The organism is Arthrobacter glycogeni (assembly GCF_054510815.1).
The window spans coordinates 1-19,539 of record NZ_JBTNDV010000014.1 but is presented as its reverse complement, the minus strand read 5'-3'; the positions used below and the strand labels follow the sequence as shown (position 1 = coordinate 19,539).

The 19,539-nt window shown below is 60.3% G+C and carries 16 protein-coding genes, 1 tRNA gene and 1 pseudogene; 12 read left to right on the top strand and 6 right to left on the bottom strand.

Features of this window, described 5'->3' with window-relative positions; translation table 11 throughout:
* Nucleotides 1-6 precede the first annotated feature (6 nt).
* The 8 genes from ACX80G_RS14220 (at nucleotide 7) to ACX80G_RS14185 (ending at nucleotide 8,521) form a co-directional block, all read left to right on the top strand.
* Nucleotides 7-1,290 (top strand): glutamate-5-semialdehyde dehydrogenase, encoded by a 1,284-nt coding sequence (locus ACX80G_RS14220; protein WP_459308384.1) that lies wholly within the window; start codon nucleotides 7-9, stop codon nucleotides 1,288-1,290.
* A 94-nt stretch (nucleotides 1,291-1,384) separates the two neighbouring features.
* Complete coding sequence (locus ACX80G_RS14215) at nucleotides 1,385-1,630, top strand: hypothetical protein (RefSeq protein WP_459308508.1); 246 nt, start codon at nucleotides 1,385-1,387, stop codon at nucleotides 1,628-1,630.
* A gap of 34 nt (nucleotides 1,631-1,664) precedes the next feature.
* A complete protein-coding gene (gene nadD / locus ACX80G_RS14210; RefSeq protein ID WP_459308383.1) occupies nucleotides 1,665-2,330 on the top strand; it encodes a nicotinate-nucleotide adenylyltransferase in 666 nt (221 codons plus the stop codon).
* Between the two features lie 7 nt (nucleotides 2,331-2,337).
* Complete coding sequence (locus ACX80G_RS14205) at nucleotides 2,338-3,390, top strand: hypothetical protein (protein ID WP_459308382.1); 1,053 nt, start codon at nucleotides 2,338-2,340, stop codon at nucleotides 3,388-3,390.
* A gap of 31 nt (nucleotides 3,391-3,421) precedes the next feature.
* Nucleotides 3,422-3,832 (top strand): ribosome silencing factor, encoded by a 411-nt coding sequence (gene rsfS / locus ACX80G_RS14200; RefSeq protein ID WP_459308380.1) that lies wholly within the window; start codon nucleotides 3,422-3,424, stop codon nucleotides 3,830-3,832.
* The gene (locus ACX80G_RS14195; RefSeq protein WP_459308378.1) at nucleotides 3,829-4,509 is read left to right on the top strand and encodes a histidine phosphatase family protein; all 681 of its coding nucleotides are present in this window, start codon (nucleotides 3,829-3,831) and stop codon (nucleotides 4,507-4,509) included. Before rsfS ends, ACX80G_RS14195 begins: the two co-directional genes overlap by 4 nt.
* A gap of 107 nt (nucleotides 4,510-4,616) precedes the next feature.
* Nucleotides 4,617-4,692 (top strand) — tRNA-Ala (locus ACX80G_RS14190).
* A gap of 484 nt (nucleotides 4,693-5,176) precedes the next feature.
* Nucleotides 5,177-8,521, top strand: a complete 3,345-nt coding sequence (locus ACX80G_RS14185; RefSeq protein ID WP_459308377.1) for an NACHT domain-containing protein — start codon at nucleotides 5,177-5,179, stop codon at nucleotides 8,519-8,521.
* An 81-nt stretch (nucleotides 8,522-8,602) separates the two neighbouring features.
* On the opposite strand, the gene ACX80G_RS14180 is transcribed toward ACX80G_RS14185, so the two are convergent.
* Nucleotides 8,603-9,094 (bottom strand): DUF2958 domain-containing protein, encoded by a 492-nt coding sequence (locus ACX80G_RS14180; RefSeq protein WP_459308376.1) that lies wholly within the window; start codon nucleotides 9,092-9,094, stop codon nucleotides 8,603-8,605.
* A gap of 112 nt (nucleotides 9,095-9,206) precedes the next feature.
* On the opposite strand from ACX80G_RS14180, the gene ACX80G_RS14175 reads away from it, so the two are divergent.
* Complete coding sequence (locus ACX80G_RS14175) at nucleotides 9,207-9,659, top strand: hypothetical protein (protein ID WP_459308374.1); 453 nt, start codon at nucleotides 9,207-9,209, stop codon at nucleotides 9,657-9,659.
* Between the two features lie 11 nt (nucleotides 9,660-9,670).
* Here ACX80G_RS14175 and ACX80G_RS14170 read toward each other — a convergent pair whose 3' ends face one another.
* From ACX80G_RS14170 to ACX80G_RS14155, 4 genes are all read right to left on the bottom strand, one after another.
* Nucleotides 9,671-12,514, bottom strand: a complete 2,844-nt coding sequence (locus ACX80G_RS14170; protein ID WP_459308373.1) for a hypothetical protein — start codon at nucleotides 12,512-12,514, stop codon at nucleotides 9,671-9,673.
* Nucleotides 12,515-12,580: 66 nt separating this feature from the next.
* Nucleotides 12,581-13,171 carry a 5' nucleotidase, NT5C type gene (locus ACX80G_RS14165; protein ID WP_459308372.1) on the bottom strand — a complete coding sequence of 197 codons (591 nt, stop codon included), beginning with the start codon at nucleotides 13,169-13,171 and terminating at the stop codon, nucleotides 12,581-12,583.
* Between the two features lie 259 nt (nucleotides 13,172-13,430).
* Nucleotides 13,431-14,765 carry a pentapeptide repeat-containing protein gene (locus ACX80G_RS14160; protein ID WP_459308370.1) on the bottom strand — a complete coding sequence of 445 codons (1,335 nt, stop codon included), beginning with the start codon at nucleotides 14,763-14,765 and terminating at the stop codon, nucleotides 13,431-13,433.
* 133 nt (nucleotides 14,766-14,898) lie between these two features.
* A complete protein-coding gene (locus ACX80G_RS14155; RefSeq protein ID WP_459308369.1) occupies nucleotides 14,899-15,324 on the bottom strand; it encodes a hypothetical protein in 426 nt (141 codons plus the stop codon).
* 76 nt (nucleotides 15,325-15,400) lie between these two features.
* On the opposite strand from ACX80G_RS14155, the pseudogene ACX80G_RS14150 reads away from it, so the two are divergent.
* Together ACX80G_RS14150 and ACX80G_RS14145 are read left to right on the top strand one after the other, a co-directional pair.
* Nucleotides 15,401-16,048, top strand: a pseudogene (locus ACX80G_RS14150) (IS30 family transposase); the annotation flags it as partial.
* Nucleotides 16,049-16,136: 88 nt separating this feature from the next.
* Nucleotides 16,137-16,892, top strand: a complete 756-nt coding sequence (locus tag ACX80G_RS14145) for a hypothetical protein (protein WP_459308368.1) — start codon at nucleotides 16,137-16,139, stop codon at nucleotides 16,890-16,892.
* A gap of 364 nt (nucleotides 16,893-17,256) precedes the next feature.
* Here ACX80G_RS14145 and ACX80G_RS14140 read toward each other — a convergent pair whose 3' ends face one another.
* The gene (locus ACX80G_RS14140) at nucleotides 17,257-17,499 is read right to left on the bottom strand and encodes a hypothetical protein (protein ID WP_459308367.1); all 243 of its coding nucleotides are present in this window, start codon (nucleotides 17,497-17,499) and stop codon (nucleotides 17,257-17,259) included.
* 1,145 nt (nucleotides 17,500-18,644) lie between these two features.
* Here ACX80G_RS14140 and ACX80G_RS14135 point away from each other — a divergent pair.
* Nucleotides 18,645-18,956 (top strand): hypothetical protein, encoded by a 312-nt coding sequence (locus ACX80G_RS14135; protein WP_459308366.1) that lies wholly within the window; start codon nucleotides 18,645-18,647, stop codon nucleotides 18,954-18,956.
* The last annotated feature ends 583 nt before the right edge of the window (nucleotides 18,957-19,539 follow it).

Below are 19,539 nucleotides of genomic sequence, written 5' to 3'. Positions count from 1 at the left end.
AGGCGCATGACATCAGTGACCGAACAGCAGACCGATGTAACAGCCGCTGTCCACGCCATTGCCGACCGCTCACGCGAAGCGGCGCGGCTGGTGGCCGCAGCCAACCGGGCAGCCAAGGACCGGGCACTTCTCGCCATCGGTGCGGATCTCGTGGCCAACAGTTCGATGGTTCTGGCAGCCAACGCTCTTGACGTTGAAGCCGGGCTGGCCAACGGCACGTCGAAGGCGTTGTTGGACCGGCTGAGTCTCACCGAGGACCGGATTGCCGGGCTCGCCGAAGCGCTGCAGAATCTGGCAGGGCTTCCCGATCCAGTGGGCTCCCTGGAACGGGGGCAGACGCTGCCCAACGGGGTCCGGATGCGCCAGGTCCATGTGCCGCTGGGCGTCGTCGCGGCCATCTATGAGGCGCGGCCCAATGTGACAGTCGACATTGCAGGCCTGGCCCTGAAGAGCGGCAACGCGGTGATCCTGCGCGGTGGAAGCGCCGCAGCCCACACCAACTCGGCGTTGGTGGACCTGATCCGGGAGGCCTTGGTCCGTTCGGGTCTTCCCGCCGATGCTGTGCAAAGCGTCGATCAGTACGGACGCGAGGGTGCCACTGTGTTGATGACGGCGCGCGGCCGGGTGGATGTCCTGATTCCCCGTGGCGGGCGCGACCTCATCCAGACGGTAGTCACCAATTCGTCGGTGCCCGTGATTGAAACCGGCGAAGGGAACGTTCACATTTTCGTTGACCAAAGCGCCGATCAGGCGATGGCCGTCGACATCCTGCTGAACGCCAAGACTCAGCGCCCCAGTGTCTGCAACACGGTGGAAACCCTTCTCGTCCACAGTGACTCCAGCGCCACTGCTGACGTGTTGCGGGCCTTGGCCGGTGCCGGGGTTCGGCTGCACGTCGACCAGCGGACCCTTGACAGCCTGCCCGACGGCGTCGAAGCAGACCTCGCCACCGACGACGATTGGGCCCGCGAATACATGGACCTCGACCTCGCAGTCGCCACCGTGGACTCTCTGGACGAGGCCATCGGCCATATCAGGCGGTGGACGTCGGGGCACACCGAAGCGATCATCACCAATGATCTGGGTAACGCGGAGCGGTTCATTGCCGGCATTGACTCGGCGGCAGTGATTGTCAATGCCTCCACTCGTTTCACTGACGGCGCCGAGTTGGGTTTGGGCGCCGAGGTGGGGATTTCGACGCAGAAAATGCATGCACGCGGTCCGATGGGACTGCGCGAGCTGACCACGACCAAATGGATTCTTCAGGGTGATGGTCAGGTCCGGTCCTAGGGCCACGCCACGAAGCGCGTAACATGGGAGGGAACCTAATCGCCGGCTGGTGTTGACCGGCTAACCAGCACCTCAAATTTCAAGGGGAGAATATATGCTTTCTCAGCTTCTCACTGCCACGCTCCTAGCCAGCGAGACTGGCGGGGAACACACGGTCGTCGAACTGCCGATGGACCCGGTGCTGTATGGGGCACTCATCATGAGTGCACTGGTGGCCCTGATGTTCGTGACGCTGGCCTTTTCCAGCCTGGGCAACCGCCACGAGGCCGTTGAGGAGCATGCCGATCCGCACAAGCAGCACCCCAACAAGCACGACCACGGCGAATCCTCACACCGCTGAACGCGGCAGTGGGGAAGGACCTAAGTCACACGACGTGAATCCAGCTGACAGAGCACACCCGGACGGGAGTCCGTGGCGTTTGGGCGTCATGGGCGGAACGTTCGACCCGATCCATCACGGTCACCTGGTGGCCGCGAGCGAAGTCGCCGCGGTGTTCAACCTTGATGAAGTGGTGTTCGTCCCCACCGGGCAGCCTTGGCAGAAGGCGGACCGTGAGGTCAGCGCCGCCGAGCACCGGTACCTGATGACTGTGGTGGCAACGGCATCGAACCCACGCTTCACCGTCAGCCGGGTAGACATCGACCGTCCCGGTCCTACCTACACCATCGACACACTGCGCGATCTCAAGGCGGCTCGGCCCGAGGCTGAGCTGTTCTTCATTACCGGCGCCGACGCCATGGCCCAGATCCTGTCCTGGAAGAACGCTGACGAATTGTGGTCTTTGGCCCACTTCATCGGAGTCACCCGCCCGGGCCACGAACTTGATGGGCGTGGCCGGGACGTGAGCCTTCTGGAGGTTCCGGCGATGGCGATCTCATCGACAGACTGTCGGCGACGGGTCGCCCTCAACGACCCTGTTTGGTATCTTGTGCCCGACGGCGTGGTGCAGTACATCGCCAAGCACGAGCTTTACCGCGACGCGGCCGGAACCACTAGGCCACACGATGTACACAACGACCTGAAATCTACTACTGGGTGAGAAAGCAATGAGTGACAGCAACGAATCCGCACACAGCCGGAAGTCCCATCGGCATACCCGCGGGACGAATGCTGACGAACAGACACTGGAGCCACAGGCCGGTGAGCTGGTGAACAGCAGGCTCGTGCATACCGATCTGGTTGCTACCGAACGGCGTAGCCGCCGCGCTGCAGATGCCCCGGTGGACGCTCAAACCGTACACCCGGGAGAACGGGTCTCCCAGGCCCGTGCCCGGGACCGTGAGGCGTTGCGGGCATATCGTGCACTGGCAGAGCAGCGCCCCAGCCCCGAGCAGACGGTCGAGCCGTTCCGCCGCCAACGCCGCGGCCAGGAGGGCACCACCGCAACGCAGAGCCATCAGGCGCTGCCGCGCACCCCCGACGCCGAGTCTGCGCCTGAGGTCGACCGCCCGGCTGCCGGGCTGGGACCCGTGCGGGAAGGAGGCAGGAGGGACCGTCGTCGTCGGCCAGACGACCCAGCAACCGACACCGGCGGGCTTGTCACTGAGCCGACCGGGCAGGAAGGGGTGCTGGACGATCGGCAAACCGCACCTGACCTCGACCAGATGAGCATCGGGCAGGCGCTGGCCGCCCGGCAGGCCATTGTCCGCCAGGCACAGGCGCAGGTCGTCAAGATGGCAGCGGGCCGGGAGGATGATCCGTTCACGGTCGACCTGGAGATCCTGGCACAGCAGAAAGCGCTGGCCGAGCGCGCCGCCGTGCTGAACAGCCGTGCACAGAAGATGCAGCAGCTTTCGCAGGCAAATGAACAGCGGAAGCCGAGCGTCAACGATCCCACCACTGCTCACAATCTACCGATTGTCTCGCCGAAGGAATTCATCCGCGTGCCGGGGTTTCCCCACTCGGCGCCGAAGGCAGCAGCGACGTCGGCGGCGGTTCCCATCGGAGCACGGACAGCGCATGGGCTCGAACCACTCGACGCCATGACGGCGGGGCTGGCGCGGGTCAAACGCCTGCAGCTAGTGCAGTATTCCATTGTCAGTCTGGGCGCTCTGGCGCTCGTCACCGGGATCATGATGATTGCCGGTGTCCTCAATTGAACTTGACGACTGACCACACACAAGGAGATCAGTGAGCGCTAACGAAACGTCCATCGCGATTGCCCGGGCGGCTGCACATGCAGCGTCGGAGAAAATCGGTCAGGACATTGTTGCTATTGACGTCAGCGAACGGCTGGCAATTACCGACGTCTTCCTGGTTGCTTCGGCATCCAGCGAACGGCAGGTCAACTCGATCGTGGACGGCATCGAGGAGGAACTGTCCAAACAGGGGCTGAAGCCGGTCCGGCGTGAAGGACGCAGCGAGGGCCGGTGGGTCCTCCTGGATTACCTGGACGTGGTAATTCACGTCCAGCACGAGGAGGACCGCGTCTTTTACGCGCTGGAACGTCTCTGGGGCGATTGCCCGGTCATCGACCTGCAGCTTGAAACCACGCCTGCTGCTCCTGCCGACGTTGCTACTGCTACTGCCGCCGCCGAGTGAGGGTTGCCGCCGCTGATTCCACCGGCGTGCGGAGGATCATTTTCTGGCGGCACGGGCGGACCGAGTGGAATGCGCGTGGCCTGTTTCAGGGCCAGGAGGACATTCCCCTCGACGAGGTTGGCCGGCAGCAGGCACGAGAGGCTGCCGCCGAGCTGTCGCATCTTGCGCCGGCTCGGCTCCTTTCCTCGGACCTGCTGCGTGCGGCTGACACCGCAACTGAGCTGGCATCGCTGACGGGGTTGGCTGTGCAGTTGGATGCCCGGGTCCGGGAAACTCATGCGGGGGAGTGGCAGGGGCTGTCTTTCGAGGATATTGCCGCACGGTTCCCCGATGATCAGGAAGCCTGGCATGGTGGCGATCCAGAGGCGCGGGCCGGCGGGGTGGAGAGCCGTGTTGACGTGGGGCGCCGGATGGCCGAGGGCACGCTCGACGCCGTATCCGGCCTTGCGGCTGGCGAGACGTTGGTGGTGGCGAGCCATGGTGGTGCGATCCGTGCCGGGCTGGCAGCGCTGATGGGATTGCCCCCTCAGCTGTGGTCCTCGCTGTCTGGTGTCTCCAACTGTCACTGGTCGGTCCTTGAGGAGTTGGGCGGTGGGGCCAAAGCGCTGCCCAGGTGGCAGTTGACCGAGCACAATGTGGGTCTGGCGTCGATGCCTTCCACCCCGTTGGAGGGCTAGTCTCCGCTCCGACGCCGCCGGATTCTGGCCGATTTTGCAGGGGGCGGATTGTTGACTAAACTGAACAAGTTGCTCCGGCCGTTTCGGCGGGGTGGCACCAAGGAATTGGGGCTATGGCGCAGCTGGTAGCGCACCTGCATGGCATGCAGGGGGTCAGGGGTTCGAATCCCCTTAGCTCCACCAAAGATCCGCTAGAACAAAGGGAAGTAGCCCGGTTCTAGCGGATTTTCTTTTGCCCGAAAGGTGGTCTTCCCCCCGCTTTCCCCCCGTTTTGGGGATGGAAACACGGGACAATGCGGGAAGTCACGAGGTAGTTTTGGAGCGACATAAGGCTTAGACCTCTGACATTTGCCACGAGTCGATAAGGGCCACTGAGTGTCCGGTTGTACACACATGCCCGTAAGCATGTTCGTCTGGCTCGCCTCCAAGTCAGTGGACCCATGGGGGCTTACAAGCGGTATCACCCGCCGCGCGTAAGTAGTTGACCGTCACTTATATCCGACGAGGGAAGACTGCGGATCTAGCATAAGTGGAGACTGAAATTAGCCCCTGGTGATCGCCCTCGACCGATCGCCGGTGCGGGTCCTTTGGATGCGTGTCGTCCACGGCGTTGAGGCTGCAATGAGGCAACCTTGAGAACACAAACGAGTTTGAGAAAGGACGGGTCGTGCCTGACAGCCGCCATAAGTACCTCTACGAGCGTCTGGGCGACCACGACTTTCAACAGCTTGTCGGCGCGCTCCTCACCATACGGTTCCCAGATTTCGTCCCGATGCCGCTACGGCAAGCTGACGGCGGCCGTGATGGAGTCGACCCAACCAGAAGACTTGTCTATCAGGTGAAGTGGTCCGTGACAGGCCAGGAGAAGAACCCGGTCTCATGGCTCGACGCTGAGATTGCTAGGGAATCAGACAAGATCAAGCGCTTCGCCGCAGAAGGAACGCGACGGTACGTTCTCGTCACCAATGTACCCAGCACTGGCACGCGAGAGACGGGAACGTTTGACAAACTCAACGCCAAGCTCGACGAGTACTCAAAAGAGTTTGGGCTGCAAATGTCATGCATCTGGCGTGAGGCGCTCAACCCGATGGTCGACTCGGCGCCGACTGAGACCAAGTGGGCCTACGCAGACATGCTCGCTGGCTGGGATCTGGTCCGCTACCTGATCAGCGAGCAAGCTGACGCGGCGAAGGACTCAGGGCTCCGAGATTTGATACGCAAGGTCACGGCTGCACAATGGGGCGAAGACGAGCGCATTAAATTCAGCCAGGTCGAGCTGGATCGGGAACATCTTGCTGAGCTATTCGTGGATGTCCCGGCAGACAGGGTTCGGGTGCCTCGACGTTTGGCATTGGCGGCGTCGAGCACCACCCGCCTCGGTGGGGCGGCCGCATACATTGCAGGAAAGTCCCCGTACCCGTTCACGCTCGTGCTCGGAGCTCCAGGCCAGGGGAAGTCAACCCTGAGCCAGTTCATCTGCCAGGCATTCCGAATCGCCTTCGTCCCTGGGCAGACGGCATCGGCAAGCGGCTTACCCGAGATCAAGGACCCGCGTTTTCCCATTCGGTTCGACCTCGGCGATTACGCCGCATGGATACAGGGCTATGACGTCTTCGACAAGTCGGATACCGCACAGGCAAGGAAGGGCAAGCGGCGATCAGCCGCGAAGGCCACGATCGAATCGTTCCTGGCCGAATTGATGACACACAACAGCGGTCGCGACATCGTAACTTCGATTGAGGTCCAAGAACTGTTCGAACGTGTACCTAGCCTGATCGTGCTCGACGGTCTCGATGAGGTAGGAAACGCCCCTGACAGGAAACGGATTGTCAAGGAAATCGATCTTTTCTGCGCACGCGGAAAGTCTTACGCCGTCGAACCCAAGGTCATAGTCACCACGCGACCCAACTCTGCTGGCCTCGAGGAACCGAACCCCGACATCTTTGAGGTTATCTCGTTGGGCCCCCTTGATGCAGCCTTGCGCGACGAGTACCTACGTAAGTGGTGCGTCGTTCACAACGTCCGCGGCAACGACAGCCGCACGCTCCGTCGGAACTTCACGGAGAAGACACGCGAGCCCTACATCGGTGAACTTGCGGGAAACCCGATGCAGCTCACGATCCTCCTCTTCCTGCTGCGCCAACACGGAGACGCAACGCCAAGTCAGCGCACCGAACTCTACGACGCCTATATGAATCTCCTCCTTGCGAGAGAGGCCAACAAGCATCCTGAGTCCATCCGAAAGCACCGGGCAGATCTCATGGAGATTGTTCCGTTCCTCGGCTGGTATCTCCAGTCGCGTGCCGAGGAAGACGGTCACAGCGGACGTATGGCCGACGACGAAGTAGAAGCCGCCATGAAACACTTCCAGCGGACGTATGGCAAGCCCGAAGATGTCGTCGATGAGTTGTTCGAAGCCGCAACAGATCGCCTCTGGGCGCTGACAAGCAAGGAAGAGGGAACGTTCGAATTTGAAGTGCTGTCGCTTCGTGAGTACTTTACCGCTCGCTACCTTTACCGTTATGCGGGTGAAGGTGACCATCGCTTCGACCGAACAATTGTGTTCCGTGAGCTGCTGAGACGCCCCTACTGGCTCAACACTGTTCGTTTTTACGGTGGCAATGCAACAGGCTCTGACATCTACGTGCTTGAAGCAGGCATCAAGCATGAGCTCAACGACAATTTATCCAAACATGTGCGGGTCGCTGCCTGGAGTCTCGTTTCAGATGGAGTCTTCAACAGCCGGCCACAAGAAGCTGCCACCGTCGTGGACGCGCTCACTGACGATCACGGAAGTCGCTTACTTCTCGAAGCCTTTGATGGCAAGGAGATCACACCTTTGCCGGAGACAAGCCATGCCAACCTGGCTTGGAAGCGACTCACGGCAGCCATATGCGCGAACCCCGATGACCCGCAGAGTCTCGTTCGCGTGCGCATCCTTCGGGAACTGCTGGGTCTCAAAAGTGAGTTTTCCTCTTGGTGGGCGAGTTGCCTGAACGATGCACTCGGGACAAGCAGCGAGACTGCGTGGCTCAACATAGGGGCAGGCTGCGAAGTAACAACCACAGGAAACGTCGACATCCCAGCCCTGTCCGCTGAGGATGGTCAACACGCGCAACTGATCCTCAACACTGGCCTTGTCCCCGCAGCAAGTAGCCCGCTGGAAAATCAGCTCATTCGTGCAGTACTCGATGGGCAGTGCTCGGAAACCATGTCTGTACGCTCGGAACCTGCTCAGATCGCCGTCGCCCTAAGTCCCGCCGAGTTCTATATGTTCGGATCGGACTCACGAACATCCCGGCCATCCGCATCTTCATCCGATCGACGGTCGCAAGCGATACAACAACTCCGAAAATCGGGCTCTCCCTTTACCGAGATCGCAGGGCTTCGTCGCTTTAGGAAAGGGGAGAAGGGCAGCACTTTCCCCTGGGCGAACGCGTCAACAGCACTGCTTCAACACGTAGGACGATGCTGGCTAGTATCAGAAATCGCCCTGATCGGCGCCGCATCACCTCTGCGCAACGGCTACACGGTCGCTTCGGGGACCGTAGCCTTAGGCTCTGCGAGCCACCCAGCGACACTCATCGCACAAACTCGACTGAACAGAGCCAACGCGCACTGGTGGTGTGAGCGGCTTGCTGCGTGTGACGATGATCTGGCGCGGGCTGAATGGGCTCTTGCCCTGTGGTCTGTGGCTGAGGGGCATGTGATTGATGAGCTCCGTGGCCAGCTGGCGCAGGCTGTCGAGCAGATCTCTCCACGGCTCCAACGTGCTCTGAAATTTGCCGCCCAACGAATGGTGGAGGCGGGGTTCCTCAGCCAGCGAATCGTCCCGGGTGCTGTTGGGGGAAAGCTGCCAGAGTTGTTCGCGAACCGCCATCTGTCGTCATCATCGTCCCCGGTGATGGTGTCCGAGCCCCAACGCATCGTTGAACGCAACCCAAAGCCGCTAGCCTCGGTCGCCCGTCGGGCGAAGTGGCTCAAGGTAGACCAGATTGCGATATACCGCTGACAGCGCCCCCACACTCTTTCCGACATCGCCGGTGGTGGAACGGCCGGCAATGTCGGCGTGTCATTTGTCTTCGAGCGGTGCTTAGAGGTCCTTGATGCATTCGTGTGCCAGGGTTCCGCGTTTGAAGTGCAGCTCACGTTCGATCGGCATGCCGTAGTTGCCGCGGACCGCTTCGATCTCCGGCAGGTGGAAGTCGCCCCATTCACCCATGCCGAAGCCCAGATCGGCGTAACCCCAGGCGTTCTTCGTCTTGGGGTCGTACTCGGCGACGTACCAGTCCATGTTGCCCTGGAAGTAGTGGGCCTGCATCTTGATCTCCGCCAGGAGAGTCTCTTGGTTGGTGCCAATAGCGGGCCACCTGTCCATGTCGCGGACGCCTGGGTAGAAGTTGTGACCGCGAAGACGCCGCTGGGTCTCGGCAGGGCGGGGGAGTGGGGCGTCGGCGGCCGGCTCGAGTGGCGAATAGTCGATCGCAGGGGCTTGGAGCTGGATGTCGGGCTCACCGTGGGAGGTGGCAGAGAACTGTCCACCGACGGGGATGCCTCGTGGCTGGCGTGCTGGATTCTCGGTCATACCATCTGGTGTGCGGCAGCGGGCCCCAGCGCCCAGCCATGCGAACAGGTCAGGATTGCACGCAATCTCAGTGGCTCTATCGCCGCTGTGGTCAGGCACGTAGGGTCAGACGATGAGGGAAAACACGACACCGCTGTCCGGCGCATTCTTCAAGATGGTGATCGCCGGAGGATTTACGGGGGCCGCAATCGTGCTCGTGCTCGCTGTAGAGGGGTGGCTCAGTCCGTCCCCACTGCCGGGTTCAGTTTCCGGGTGGGCGCCAGTGTTCGGATTCTTCATGGGCCTGGTGATCGCAGCGTCGGCGGCTGCGTTGGCCATCGGATTACACGCCCTGGCTGCTGCCAAAGCTCCCAAGCTTCGCGTACTGGCGGCGGCCGTCGGTGGTGCCGCCGGCCCGGTAGCTGCGGTCAGTCTGGTCATGGGGGTATCTCCGGTTGACGCACCCGTGGCGGCGATCGGGTGGGCACTGTTATTGCCGACCGCATCCCTTGCCGCCGTCTACTTCACGAGACCGCTCCGGGAATCGGCACAGCAAACGGCGGCCCTAGATAGCGCTCAGGCATAGGCAGACTCCAGCTAATCCCAGGTGCTTTTGAGGATGAACCCTGCGATGCCTTGTTCCTCGACGAAGGCCATGTCCTCAGCCGACATCTTCGCGGTAGACATCACCTGGCGGACGGTGGCACCATCCAAGGTGGCACCACCATGGACAAGCTGCAGAACCGCCACGTTCAGTGGGTGGAGAACGTTGTAGGCCCGGGAATGCACGCTGACCCCATCGAGGCGCAGGGTCTTGCGGTGTTCTTCCCAGCCGTCGGTGTCCCGGTAGTCCTCCATGTAGCGGACCCGCAGTGCTTCCTCTTCGATGGCCTTTGAATCGCGCTGGATCCGGTCCAGATAGGTCCGAACCAGTTCACGCCGTTTACGGAGCGCCCCGTTGTGGATGTCCACGGCGTCGCAGAACTCCAGCAGCTTGGCCAGCTCGTCAGGGTATTCACGCACCACCCTCGGGTCATGGGATTGACCGTCGAAGATCAGCCCCCAGGGGCGGCTGGTGGCTTCGCGGTCATCGAAAGACTTGGTATACCACCGGCTCTCCACGGCAACCGCTACGCCATCCTCATTGCCCGAACGGGTCCTGACCGCTCCGGGGGCGTCCTTCACCCAGAAGGCGGTGAACTTCAGGTAGCTGCGTTCCATGTCCTCTGCTGTGGCTTTGGCGAGTTGCTCTTCCGCCAACTCGGGGGAGTGGACCCAGACGACGATGCGCTTGGCTTCCGCGTCGAAAGTCACAGCGACGATGGACGCCTTCGGGCGCAGGGTCCGCGGCTCGTTCAGGTACCGCTGGTAGCCGGTGGTGTGGCAGAGGGTCGATACCCGGGATTCTAAAGACCCGATCAGCTCATCCGTTTCGGCGTCGGTCAGGAACTCGCGCGGGTTCGTTGAGGTCTCCCACTGCGCCCAGTCATCAGCGGTGTACAGGGGCGTGGTTTTAGCCGCGCGGTTGCCCGGCAGGGTCCACTCGGCACCGGCACCGACCTTCCCGGTTTTCGTGATCGAGTATTCGACCACCCAGACGTCCTCGCGGAAGCCCTGGTCCTTGCCATATTTGAGCGGCTGACGGCTGAACGCCAGGTAGGTGCCGCTGGGCCGGCGGCCGATGAGCAGCAGGTCATCCCCGACGAGGTCCTTCATCTTCGAGAGGGCGACCGCATCCCGGCCAGCGTTGACATTCGCTTTCCCGGCGTGGCGGATCGTGAACTCTTTGATGATCGCTGCGGCCGCTTTCGCTTCGGCGGCAGGGTCTTCACCCTTGACCAGGGGGCGGTGCCATTTGTTGCCGAGCTTCCACCAGTCGACGACCGCGCGGATCCCGGCTTCGGCATCTGTCGCGGTGATCTGCAGGTCTCCGGCCACCTGGGCTGCCAGGTAGGCGATGAACGGGGCCTCGGCGGCCTGCTCCTGTTCCTTGATGAGGATGGCCTGCTTCAGGATCGCGAACATGTCCGTATAGGCGTGGCGTTCTGTTCGGGCTTCGAGGTAGCCGCGCATGGTGGGAATGTCGACCAGATCGATGGGGACTATGAACCGGTCGTGAGCGTAGACGTAGGCGGAGGCGCGCGTCTTGGCGGGTCCGTATTCATGGCCGGACCAGATGTTGTCGGTGCGCGCGTACTTGAAGATGAACCGGTCACCTTCGCGGCGTTCAATCTGGTGGATGACCTTTGAGGAGGGGAAGGAAGCGTCCTTGGGCTTGATTCGGGCGTGGTATCTGTAGCCTCGCCAGTGCTCGTAGGTGTCGCTGCGGAAGTCGTCAAGACCGAACATTCCGATGAACCGCATGCCGGGGCGCAGCTGAGAGTTCAGCTCAGCTAGCCAAGCGTAGAACGGCTTCCTGTTACTGGTCAGGGTCCACTCACCGTCGGCGAGCATGACCGTATGGCCCTTTGCATAGGATTCCGGGTGCAGAAAGGAGACGTTCTCGGGCAGAGGATCGAAGAGCTTGGTCCGGTCGATGAGCCCCTGCAGGATCAGTGCCACCTTCATGAAATGACGCTGCCGGGCGCCCTGGTTCTTCTCGGCGTGCAGCCATTCGCGTGACCCCGGGACCAGGTCAACCTCGACTTTGCGTCCGAGGGCATGGTCGTAACGGGTGGTGCGGAACAGGCCGGTGAACTCGTCGCGGGTCGGGACGAGGTTCGCTCCGACGTCGAACTCTGTGTCCATCCGGCTGATCTGGTCACCGTTGCGAATTATCCAATAGGTGTGCTGATTTTCGCGGTTGCGCATCGCGTTGGCCCACGGGTCCTTGTAGTCCTTGCCGCGGCGGCGGGGGACCAGTGCGACGACGCCGCGCTGTTCGGGGATGATCTGGTTCAGGTGCGCGTCATCAGCCAGGAGCCACTCGTCGAACTTCTCGACGTCCATGTGGTCGATGCCTGCATCGTCGCCGCCGTCGCCGACCAGGATGGCGGTCTCCTCATCCATGGACAGAACCATCTGGCGGATGGTGATCGGGGTATTCAAAGGGGCTTGCTTGCCGCCGCGAAGCCTCAGAATGTACTCGTCCTGACCCAGGTACAGGCCCACTGTCTGGATGACTTCGCCGAGTTGTTTCTGCCGTTCCTCAAGCGGGGCCATCATCTGCTTCATGGCGACCATCTGCCGCTCATATTCGGCCCTCAAGGCATTCGCTGTGGCAGCCATTTCGCGCTGCAGGCGGAGGACCTCGACCCGCTGGTCTGCGGCCGCTGCCTTCACGGACTGGGCTGGGACGATCCCTATGCCAGTCGAGGTGGGCACGAGCGCCTGGGTGCTGGGCGCGTCAAGGTCTTCAAGACGCCGAGCTTCGGCGGCAAGCTCGATGGCTCGCTGCTGGAGCTGCTCGAAGGTGCTGGGCTCTGAAGGCTGAGTAGACATGGACCCCATGTGTACGGAGGACTGGCCGGAGCTCACCAGGAGCTCACCTGAGCGCGCAGGAAGCTTCTAGGCGGCTGCCGGCAGTCCCAGGATCTGCGAGACCGCTGAGCGCCATTCACGGGGGTCTGTGAGCCGGTGCGGGGTGTCGATGTGGGAGTTGTAATCCTGGTGGAACATCAGGTGCTGCCAGGTCGGGGTGTGGGCTCCCGAAATTCTTGGTTTGTCATCCACGAGCACGTCTCCCCGGACAACGGTCTTGTCATGAGTGAGGATCAATTTGTTGACCCACTTCGGGCCCAGCAGCCGCTCAATGTCGGCGAGCTTGCCCGGGACACAGCCGGGGTTGGTCCACGTCGGGGTGGAGACAATGAAGTTCTCGTAGCCTTCCGCCTCGCTTTCCAGCATGGCTTCGATCATGCCCTCGATGGGGTCCAGATTGTCGTACAGACGAGGGTCGTTCAGCGAGGCCATGATCGTGTCGTGGTCGGCGCCTTCCACCCAGAAGTAGTCGAAACCGACGCGGGTGCCCTTGGGGACGACGGGGAAGTTGGAGTCCAAGCTCAGCAGGATTTCGGTGTGGCGGTCATCCCACACGACGAAAGTGCCGTCCATGTCCCAGAGGATTGTCGGCTGGGGCCCGTTCACGAAAGTTCTCATAAAAACCATGTGTACGGCATAGCACCGACATTTCGACGCGGGCTATTTCGCTTGTTGCTTGCTCGCTGGCTGAAACTGCGAGCAGCAGCTGAATCCATTGGCCATTCAATATCCGGGCAGGTATAAGGGCAAGTGTGAGGGTGCGCGCAGTTAGTGAGCTGTTCACCATTGTGGAACGCCCTCGGGCGTGCGCGAAGCAGCTTCGTGAGGGGTACCCGGCATGGTGCTGCGGTGCATTAGTGGGCGGATCAGCCTTTTGTCACTGTGGGCTTGTCTCGGTTGATTGTTCAGGCACTACTTCTGGCGGCCACGCCGCCGGTCTGACGTTGTCCGGCTTCATCTTTGGATCTGTGTCCCAATCGAACGTTGGAGGCGGGTCCCATTGTTTTGGATTCATGAAAGTGACCAAATCTGAGCCGAAATCGACAAACTTGAAGTCTGCTATGCCGGCGAAGTGGGCTCCGTCGAACGAGGTGTTGCCGCTGGTGAAGTGGGCTCCGTCGAAAAAAGTGTTGCCGCTGGTGAAGTGGGCACCTTCGAACCAGGTGTTCTGGCTGGCGAAGTGGGCCCGGTAGAAGTTGGTGCTATCGCCGGAGAAGTGGGTTCCATGGAGCGAGGTGCTTTCGCCGGAGAAATGGGCTTTATCGAACCAGGTGTCTTTGCCGGTGAAGTGGGCTTTATCGAACCAGGTGTCTCGGCTGGTGAAGTGGGCTCCGGAAAACCAGGTGTTGTAGCCGGTGAAGTGGGCTCCGGAGAAGTTGGTGCTTTCGCCGGAGAAGTGGGTTCCATGGAACGAGGTGTTTTCGCCGGTGAAGTGGGCTTCGCGGAACGAGGTGCTACCGGTGAAGCGGGCTTCGCGGAACGAGGTGCTACCGGTGAAGTGGGCTTCGTAGAATACGGCATCCTCAAACACCACGCCATGAAAATCGAAGTTGCAGTATGACCATGAAAAGTCGGCAGTCGTTCGCAAATGGGCCGAAATGACCTCGATGATAGTCTGCCTGACCACGCGGTCGTTCTGCCGGTAGCTGTGATGCTCCTCGATTTCTGGTCGCAACTCGCCGGACGGTCGACGGATGATGAGCTGATGTTGGTGGTTGGCTCCGGTTTCCGGAGAGTAGGGAAGCCGCAAATAGCCGCACAGAACGTCGATGCACTGCTGTCGCTTGAGTCCGCGCACCTGGTCTGCCACGCCGGCCATCGCGTAGACGCCGGCCATCCGGACAGCTGGATCCGTGTGTCCAAGCTGCTGCGCGGCGGCTCCGAATTGCTCGACGAACCGCCCACTTTCCAGGTCCCGCTGCTTGCGATAGGCGACGACAAGGAAGACGACACCACCGACGCCGGCAACGATAGACAGGACAGTCCCAGTCAGATCAGCAGGCTGGACTTGATCGGTACCTACGTCGAGGATCCGCGTAAGGACGAAGGCAGCTGCGATGGCTATGACCAGCGCAGCTGCCAAACCGATGAGCACGGAAAGAAAAAGGGATAACCGCAGTGCCCATTTTCTGGCTGCTGCGCTCTGCGGTCTTAAGATGCTGAAGGTTTTGGTCAGTGTGAACCGCTCGTATGCATTACGGAGTTTGCTCATGCTTGGCCCCTCATCGCCCACCCAGTACCACTCATCCAAGCGAGGAGGTCTGATCCTCACGGCCGCTTCACTGGATCATATGTGCCTAGGTGAGCTGATGGAGTGCTTTAGACCGAGATTCTGTCGGTCAGCCTCAAGCTGGGGGAACGGGTTGCGCATCGAGGAACTGCTCGATGGCTTCAAGGGTGGACGCTGCCGTGGTGATGAAGGTCGGCGGGTTGGCTTCCAGCAGCAGCGCCATTTCGAGCTGCACACGGGCTTCGGCGACGTCGGCGCGGAACTGTCCCTCCCAGGTGTCCACGGCGCCCACGTCCTGCGTGGTCAGGACCAGGGAGGGGAAGGTTTTGGCGATAGCGGAAGCGACGGACGAAATCTTGGGGGAAATGATGATGAGGTCGATGGCGGTCGCTTTCAAATCCCGACGGCAGGCATCAGCCAAATGCAGCGCGATGATCGGCCGCGGAGTATCGGGCGCCATGCTCTGGAGGGTTTCCAGCGTTTCAAGCGCTTCTTGCGGGGTTGAACCGCGGTAGCTCGTGTTGAGGGCTCGTTCAGCCATCACAGATCCTTCAGTTGGAGGTGGTTATCACTCATGTGTACGGGCGGGCCGCTAAAGCTAACCGGATCAGCTGACCGGGACCGCTGGGGCATCCCGTTCAATGCACCAACATTTGCGTACCGGTCGGGCCGTGAGGCGTCCCAGACGCTCCACCGCTGCTAAGAGTTCGGGGAAGATTCCGGACATGATCCTCATCAGTGAACGCCCCGCAGAGGTCGCTGACCGTGCCGTACCCGGTCATTGGGAGGGTGATTTAGTGCTCGGTTCGAACTGCCGGTCAGCTATTGCCACCCTCGTCGAACGCCAGACACGATTCGCGATGCTCATCCATTTACCGGGGGATCACAGCGCGATCACCGTCAGGGATGGTTTGCTGGCCGCCATCAAGACCCTGCCGGCGCACCTGGCCAGATCGCTGACATGGGACCAAGGCACTGAGCTGGCTCAGCATCGCCAGATCACCATGGCCACGAAGATGGCGATCTACTTTTGCGACCCTCACTCGCCGTGGCAGCGCGGGTCCAACGAGAATCTCAATGGTTTGCTGCGCCAGTATTTCCCGAAGGGCACAGACCTTTCCGTCCACTCACCCCAGCGGTTGCTCGAGGTCGCGACCGAACTCAATGACCGGCCGCGTAAAACCCTCGGCGGAATCACCCCCGCATACGCCATGCAACAACTACTATTCGAACCAGAAACCCCTACCGTTGCGACGACCGCTTGAATACACCGATCCTTCTTCAAGACACCCAGTAACCCCTCCGGCGTGGTCAATCGACGGTATATTCGGGGGTGAGCAGGGAGGGGGCAATGTGAAGTTCAGGTTCTTCAAACGTGAGCAACCGATCAAAGTGGAAAACGTACCAGCCCACGGGCCCGGGATCCCGGATCATCATTGTGCGGCCTTTAGCGAGATCATTGCCCGTGCTCAGCAACTATTCGGTGCCGCGGTTGAAACCGGATCGCTCACGGTAGGGGCCGGCCACCTACCGTGGCTCACGGTGGGTGCCCTGTCCATCGTGGGTGAACAATGGATTGTGGTCGACGTCAAAAAGCATTCCGGCTCACTGCATCCCCTCAGATTGGAACTCGATTGGGAGGTCGGCGTGAAGGAAGCGATTGCGGTCCTTGAGGCGTACCAGTACCGCCAACGCCTCGCGCCAACTCCCGGCGATGTTCTAACTGCCAGGGTGATCGCACTGGTAGGTGATGCCGGCAACGTAGCCGTGTCTATGATCCAGGAAGAGTTCTCCCACGTCATCGCTGTGCGGCCTCACCGGGAAGGTTCCGTGCCATTCAACCTCAGCGTCACCACCGGCTTCGTGGTTGTCCTTGAGGGATCAGAACTTGGTTGGTGGACCTTTGGCGGGGACTACGACAATGATGGAACGAGCGAAGCCTTCGAAGTGGTGGGACACCTGGTCCTTCATGGCGGCACCATCCATAGCACTCGGCACAGTTCCGAACTGCTCGACTCAGATGGCATCACCGTAAGTGGACCCCATAGAGACGGTGTGCGGACGAGCGATACCCAAACCGTCGAGTACCTGCCCTATCGAGCGCAATAGATTTCCCGACCAATTGCCCTGCCCCCGTCAAGGATCGCTGAGTAGGACGATAGGACCGCCAACTGAAGCTGCAATTACCCGCCATTCCGGGTTAACAGTCACACCGAAATTGCGGTGTGTCTTGTCCCATGACCCGTGTCCAAATCTATATAGACCAAGCAACGTTGGCGATACGAACCTGCCTTGGCATTAGCTGTCTATGAACAGCGGTTTACCCACGGCCAGGAGTGGCCGCTTGAGGCCGCGTAAGCCGATCCTTCACCCCAACATACGGGCGGGCAAGACCATACGGGACCGCAAAAATCCAGTTCTTCGATAGAGCTTCGGAATCAATCCGGCGCGGCCGACGGAATAAAGCCGATAGCTAGATGTCCCAATCTGTCGAGAGACCCATAATTATTGCGATGATCCCGATAGCAATGACCGCGATGCCAAGAGCTACCACGAATCCCGGGCCAGGAACGTATCCTGTGGAATCGGTGCGCTGAGCCTGTTCCGCGTACCTTCGTTTGGCGTACGCCCCCGCCTTCGAGCGGAAAATAAGGATTGAGCTCCCGAGGATGAAAAATATGATGCCGAGGATAACGGCGGGTAAGAAGATAGGCATTGGATTCCTCGATCAGACGTGACGGTTACCAGTTGAGGTCTAGCAAGGACATGACGAGGCCGACAAGGCCCACGACTATCGCCCCTCCTCCGGTGACCAACATGTTCGTGGATGTTGAGTTTTTGGCAACGCGCTCCCCTGCTTTGCCAAAAGTTGCCCTCTGGGCGTCCGCATTGAGCCGGGCAAGAGATACTCGCTTGACGATGATCAGAATCCCCACAGCAATGAGGACAACACCGGCGATAAAGGCCGGCCAAAAAATGTTCACAATTATCTCGACTCTCGGGTAGGAGTTTCAAATGTAACCTACAGATGATTAGGTGAGCGGCACGAAGGTTTCCCATTCGGAGACGCCGCAAGAACCTCCACCGTAGACAACACTTATCCGCAACACAGCGAGCCGAATAGCCATAGTTATGAGATCTACAGGAACGTCCAGGGTCGCCCGTAAGCCGGTCCTCCATTGCGACACCGAATTCTGCAAATGTATGCGAGTGACTGCATAGTCCAGATTCGGGGGACGCTGGCGTTGCCGTGGTCCACAGTTCAATTGCTGTCGACTTCCGACCCATCTTTCACTCCAAAACCTTCTACTATGCGTGGTGGCTTTCGGAGAATTATAAATAACGGAATCAGGCACATGATTGCTAGTAGAACGTCACCGCCGCCCCAGGTGTCAGTTATCGCCGACCGAACGAATGCGAGACCGATCATGATGAGCACCGAGAATGAGGCGTAGAATCCCCACCTTCGGCGGTTGTTCCACCAAGTCGCGAACGTCCCTGGGTCGGCTTTTGACGCGCTTGCGGACAGCTCGACGTTAAGCTTTCGACCAGTCAAAGCAACCATGGTGGGGATCAAATATAAACCGGCCGCGGTGCTAATCGGTTGGAGACTGCCGCTCGCCAATGTGATGACTCCGGCAACGACTGGCACCCCAAGGAAGATGAGTGGTTTGACTAATTTCGGTTTGATCCTCACAACTTCTAAGCTTACGTGTAGGTCCACCCGTGTCCGAAAGCCGGATCCCTCTACAGGCGCGGCCCGTACACCGATCCCCCACCGCAACGGTTCAGGACGATTCGCACTGGCGGTTGCGTTCATTGCTGCCTACGGCAGGGCGGACGACGAATTAGAATCTCCAGATGGACCCTTTTGAAGTCGTCGTTGATGGAGAGTTGTTCCGAATTAGCGAGAGAAGTCAGCCAGGTGGGGCCCTCTCTTATGATTTTTCCTTGATCAATGGGCCGATGGATGGCACCTATGTTTTCACTGTTGGCCGGGTATCGGTCGGCTCAGGCGGGATCACATCCGACGCCGACGCCAACCTGACTGAGGACGAGTTGAGGGCCGAGGTGCGAGGGTTCGTGGAGTCGGTTTATGAACCGGGGGGAATAGCAGAAGAAGACTTCCCCGACCACATCTCAGCCCGACCTCGCCGCCTTCATGGGCGGTGAAGGATCGGCTTACGGTACGAATGCGTCCTCCGAAGATTGCAATCCGATCCCAAACCGGCCTCGCCCGAGGTAATCCGCTGACTAGCACCATACGCTTCGCAATATGAATTCCGATGAGAATCCCCGATCCAAGGTGCCTTGGGCTCTTCTCTGCGGGCTGGTCAATTTGTTGAACGCATTGAACTACGCGCTTCAGTCAGGGCAATGCACTGACTACATTCCTGAGTCTAGGGCAACGTCCACCTGCTCATTGGAACCAGCGATTGGTTGGCCGGGGAGTGTTCTCATGGCGATCGTCAGTCTCGTCGTGCTTGGGTACTGCATCAGTCGCTTGCTCCGACCATCCCGCGGACCGGTCGGCTAAGGGGCATTAGGGAAAGTTGGCTCCGTAGGCTCATCAATTCTGACCAATAAAGGGTTTGGGCGAGATGCGGGATCCGCGTAGTTTTACAGGACTTGCCGTTGCGTTGAAGGATGGTGAGTTCAGTCGGTCGTTGCAACACCCCTGTTGATGCGAGGTGTTGTGTATGTCATCGAAGAAGGAACGGATTGTTCAGGAGGCACGGTTCTGGGTATTGATGGC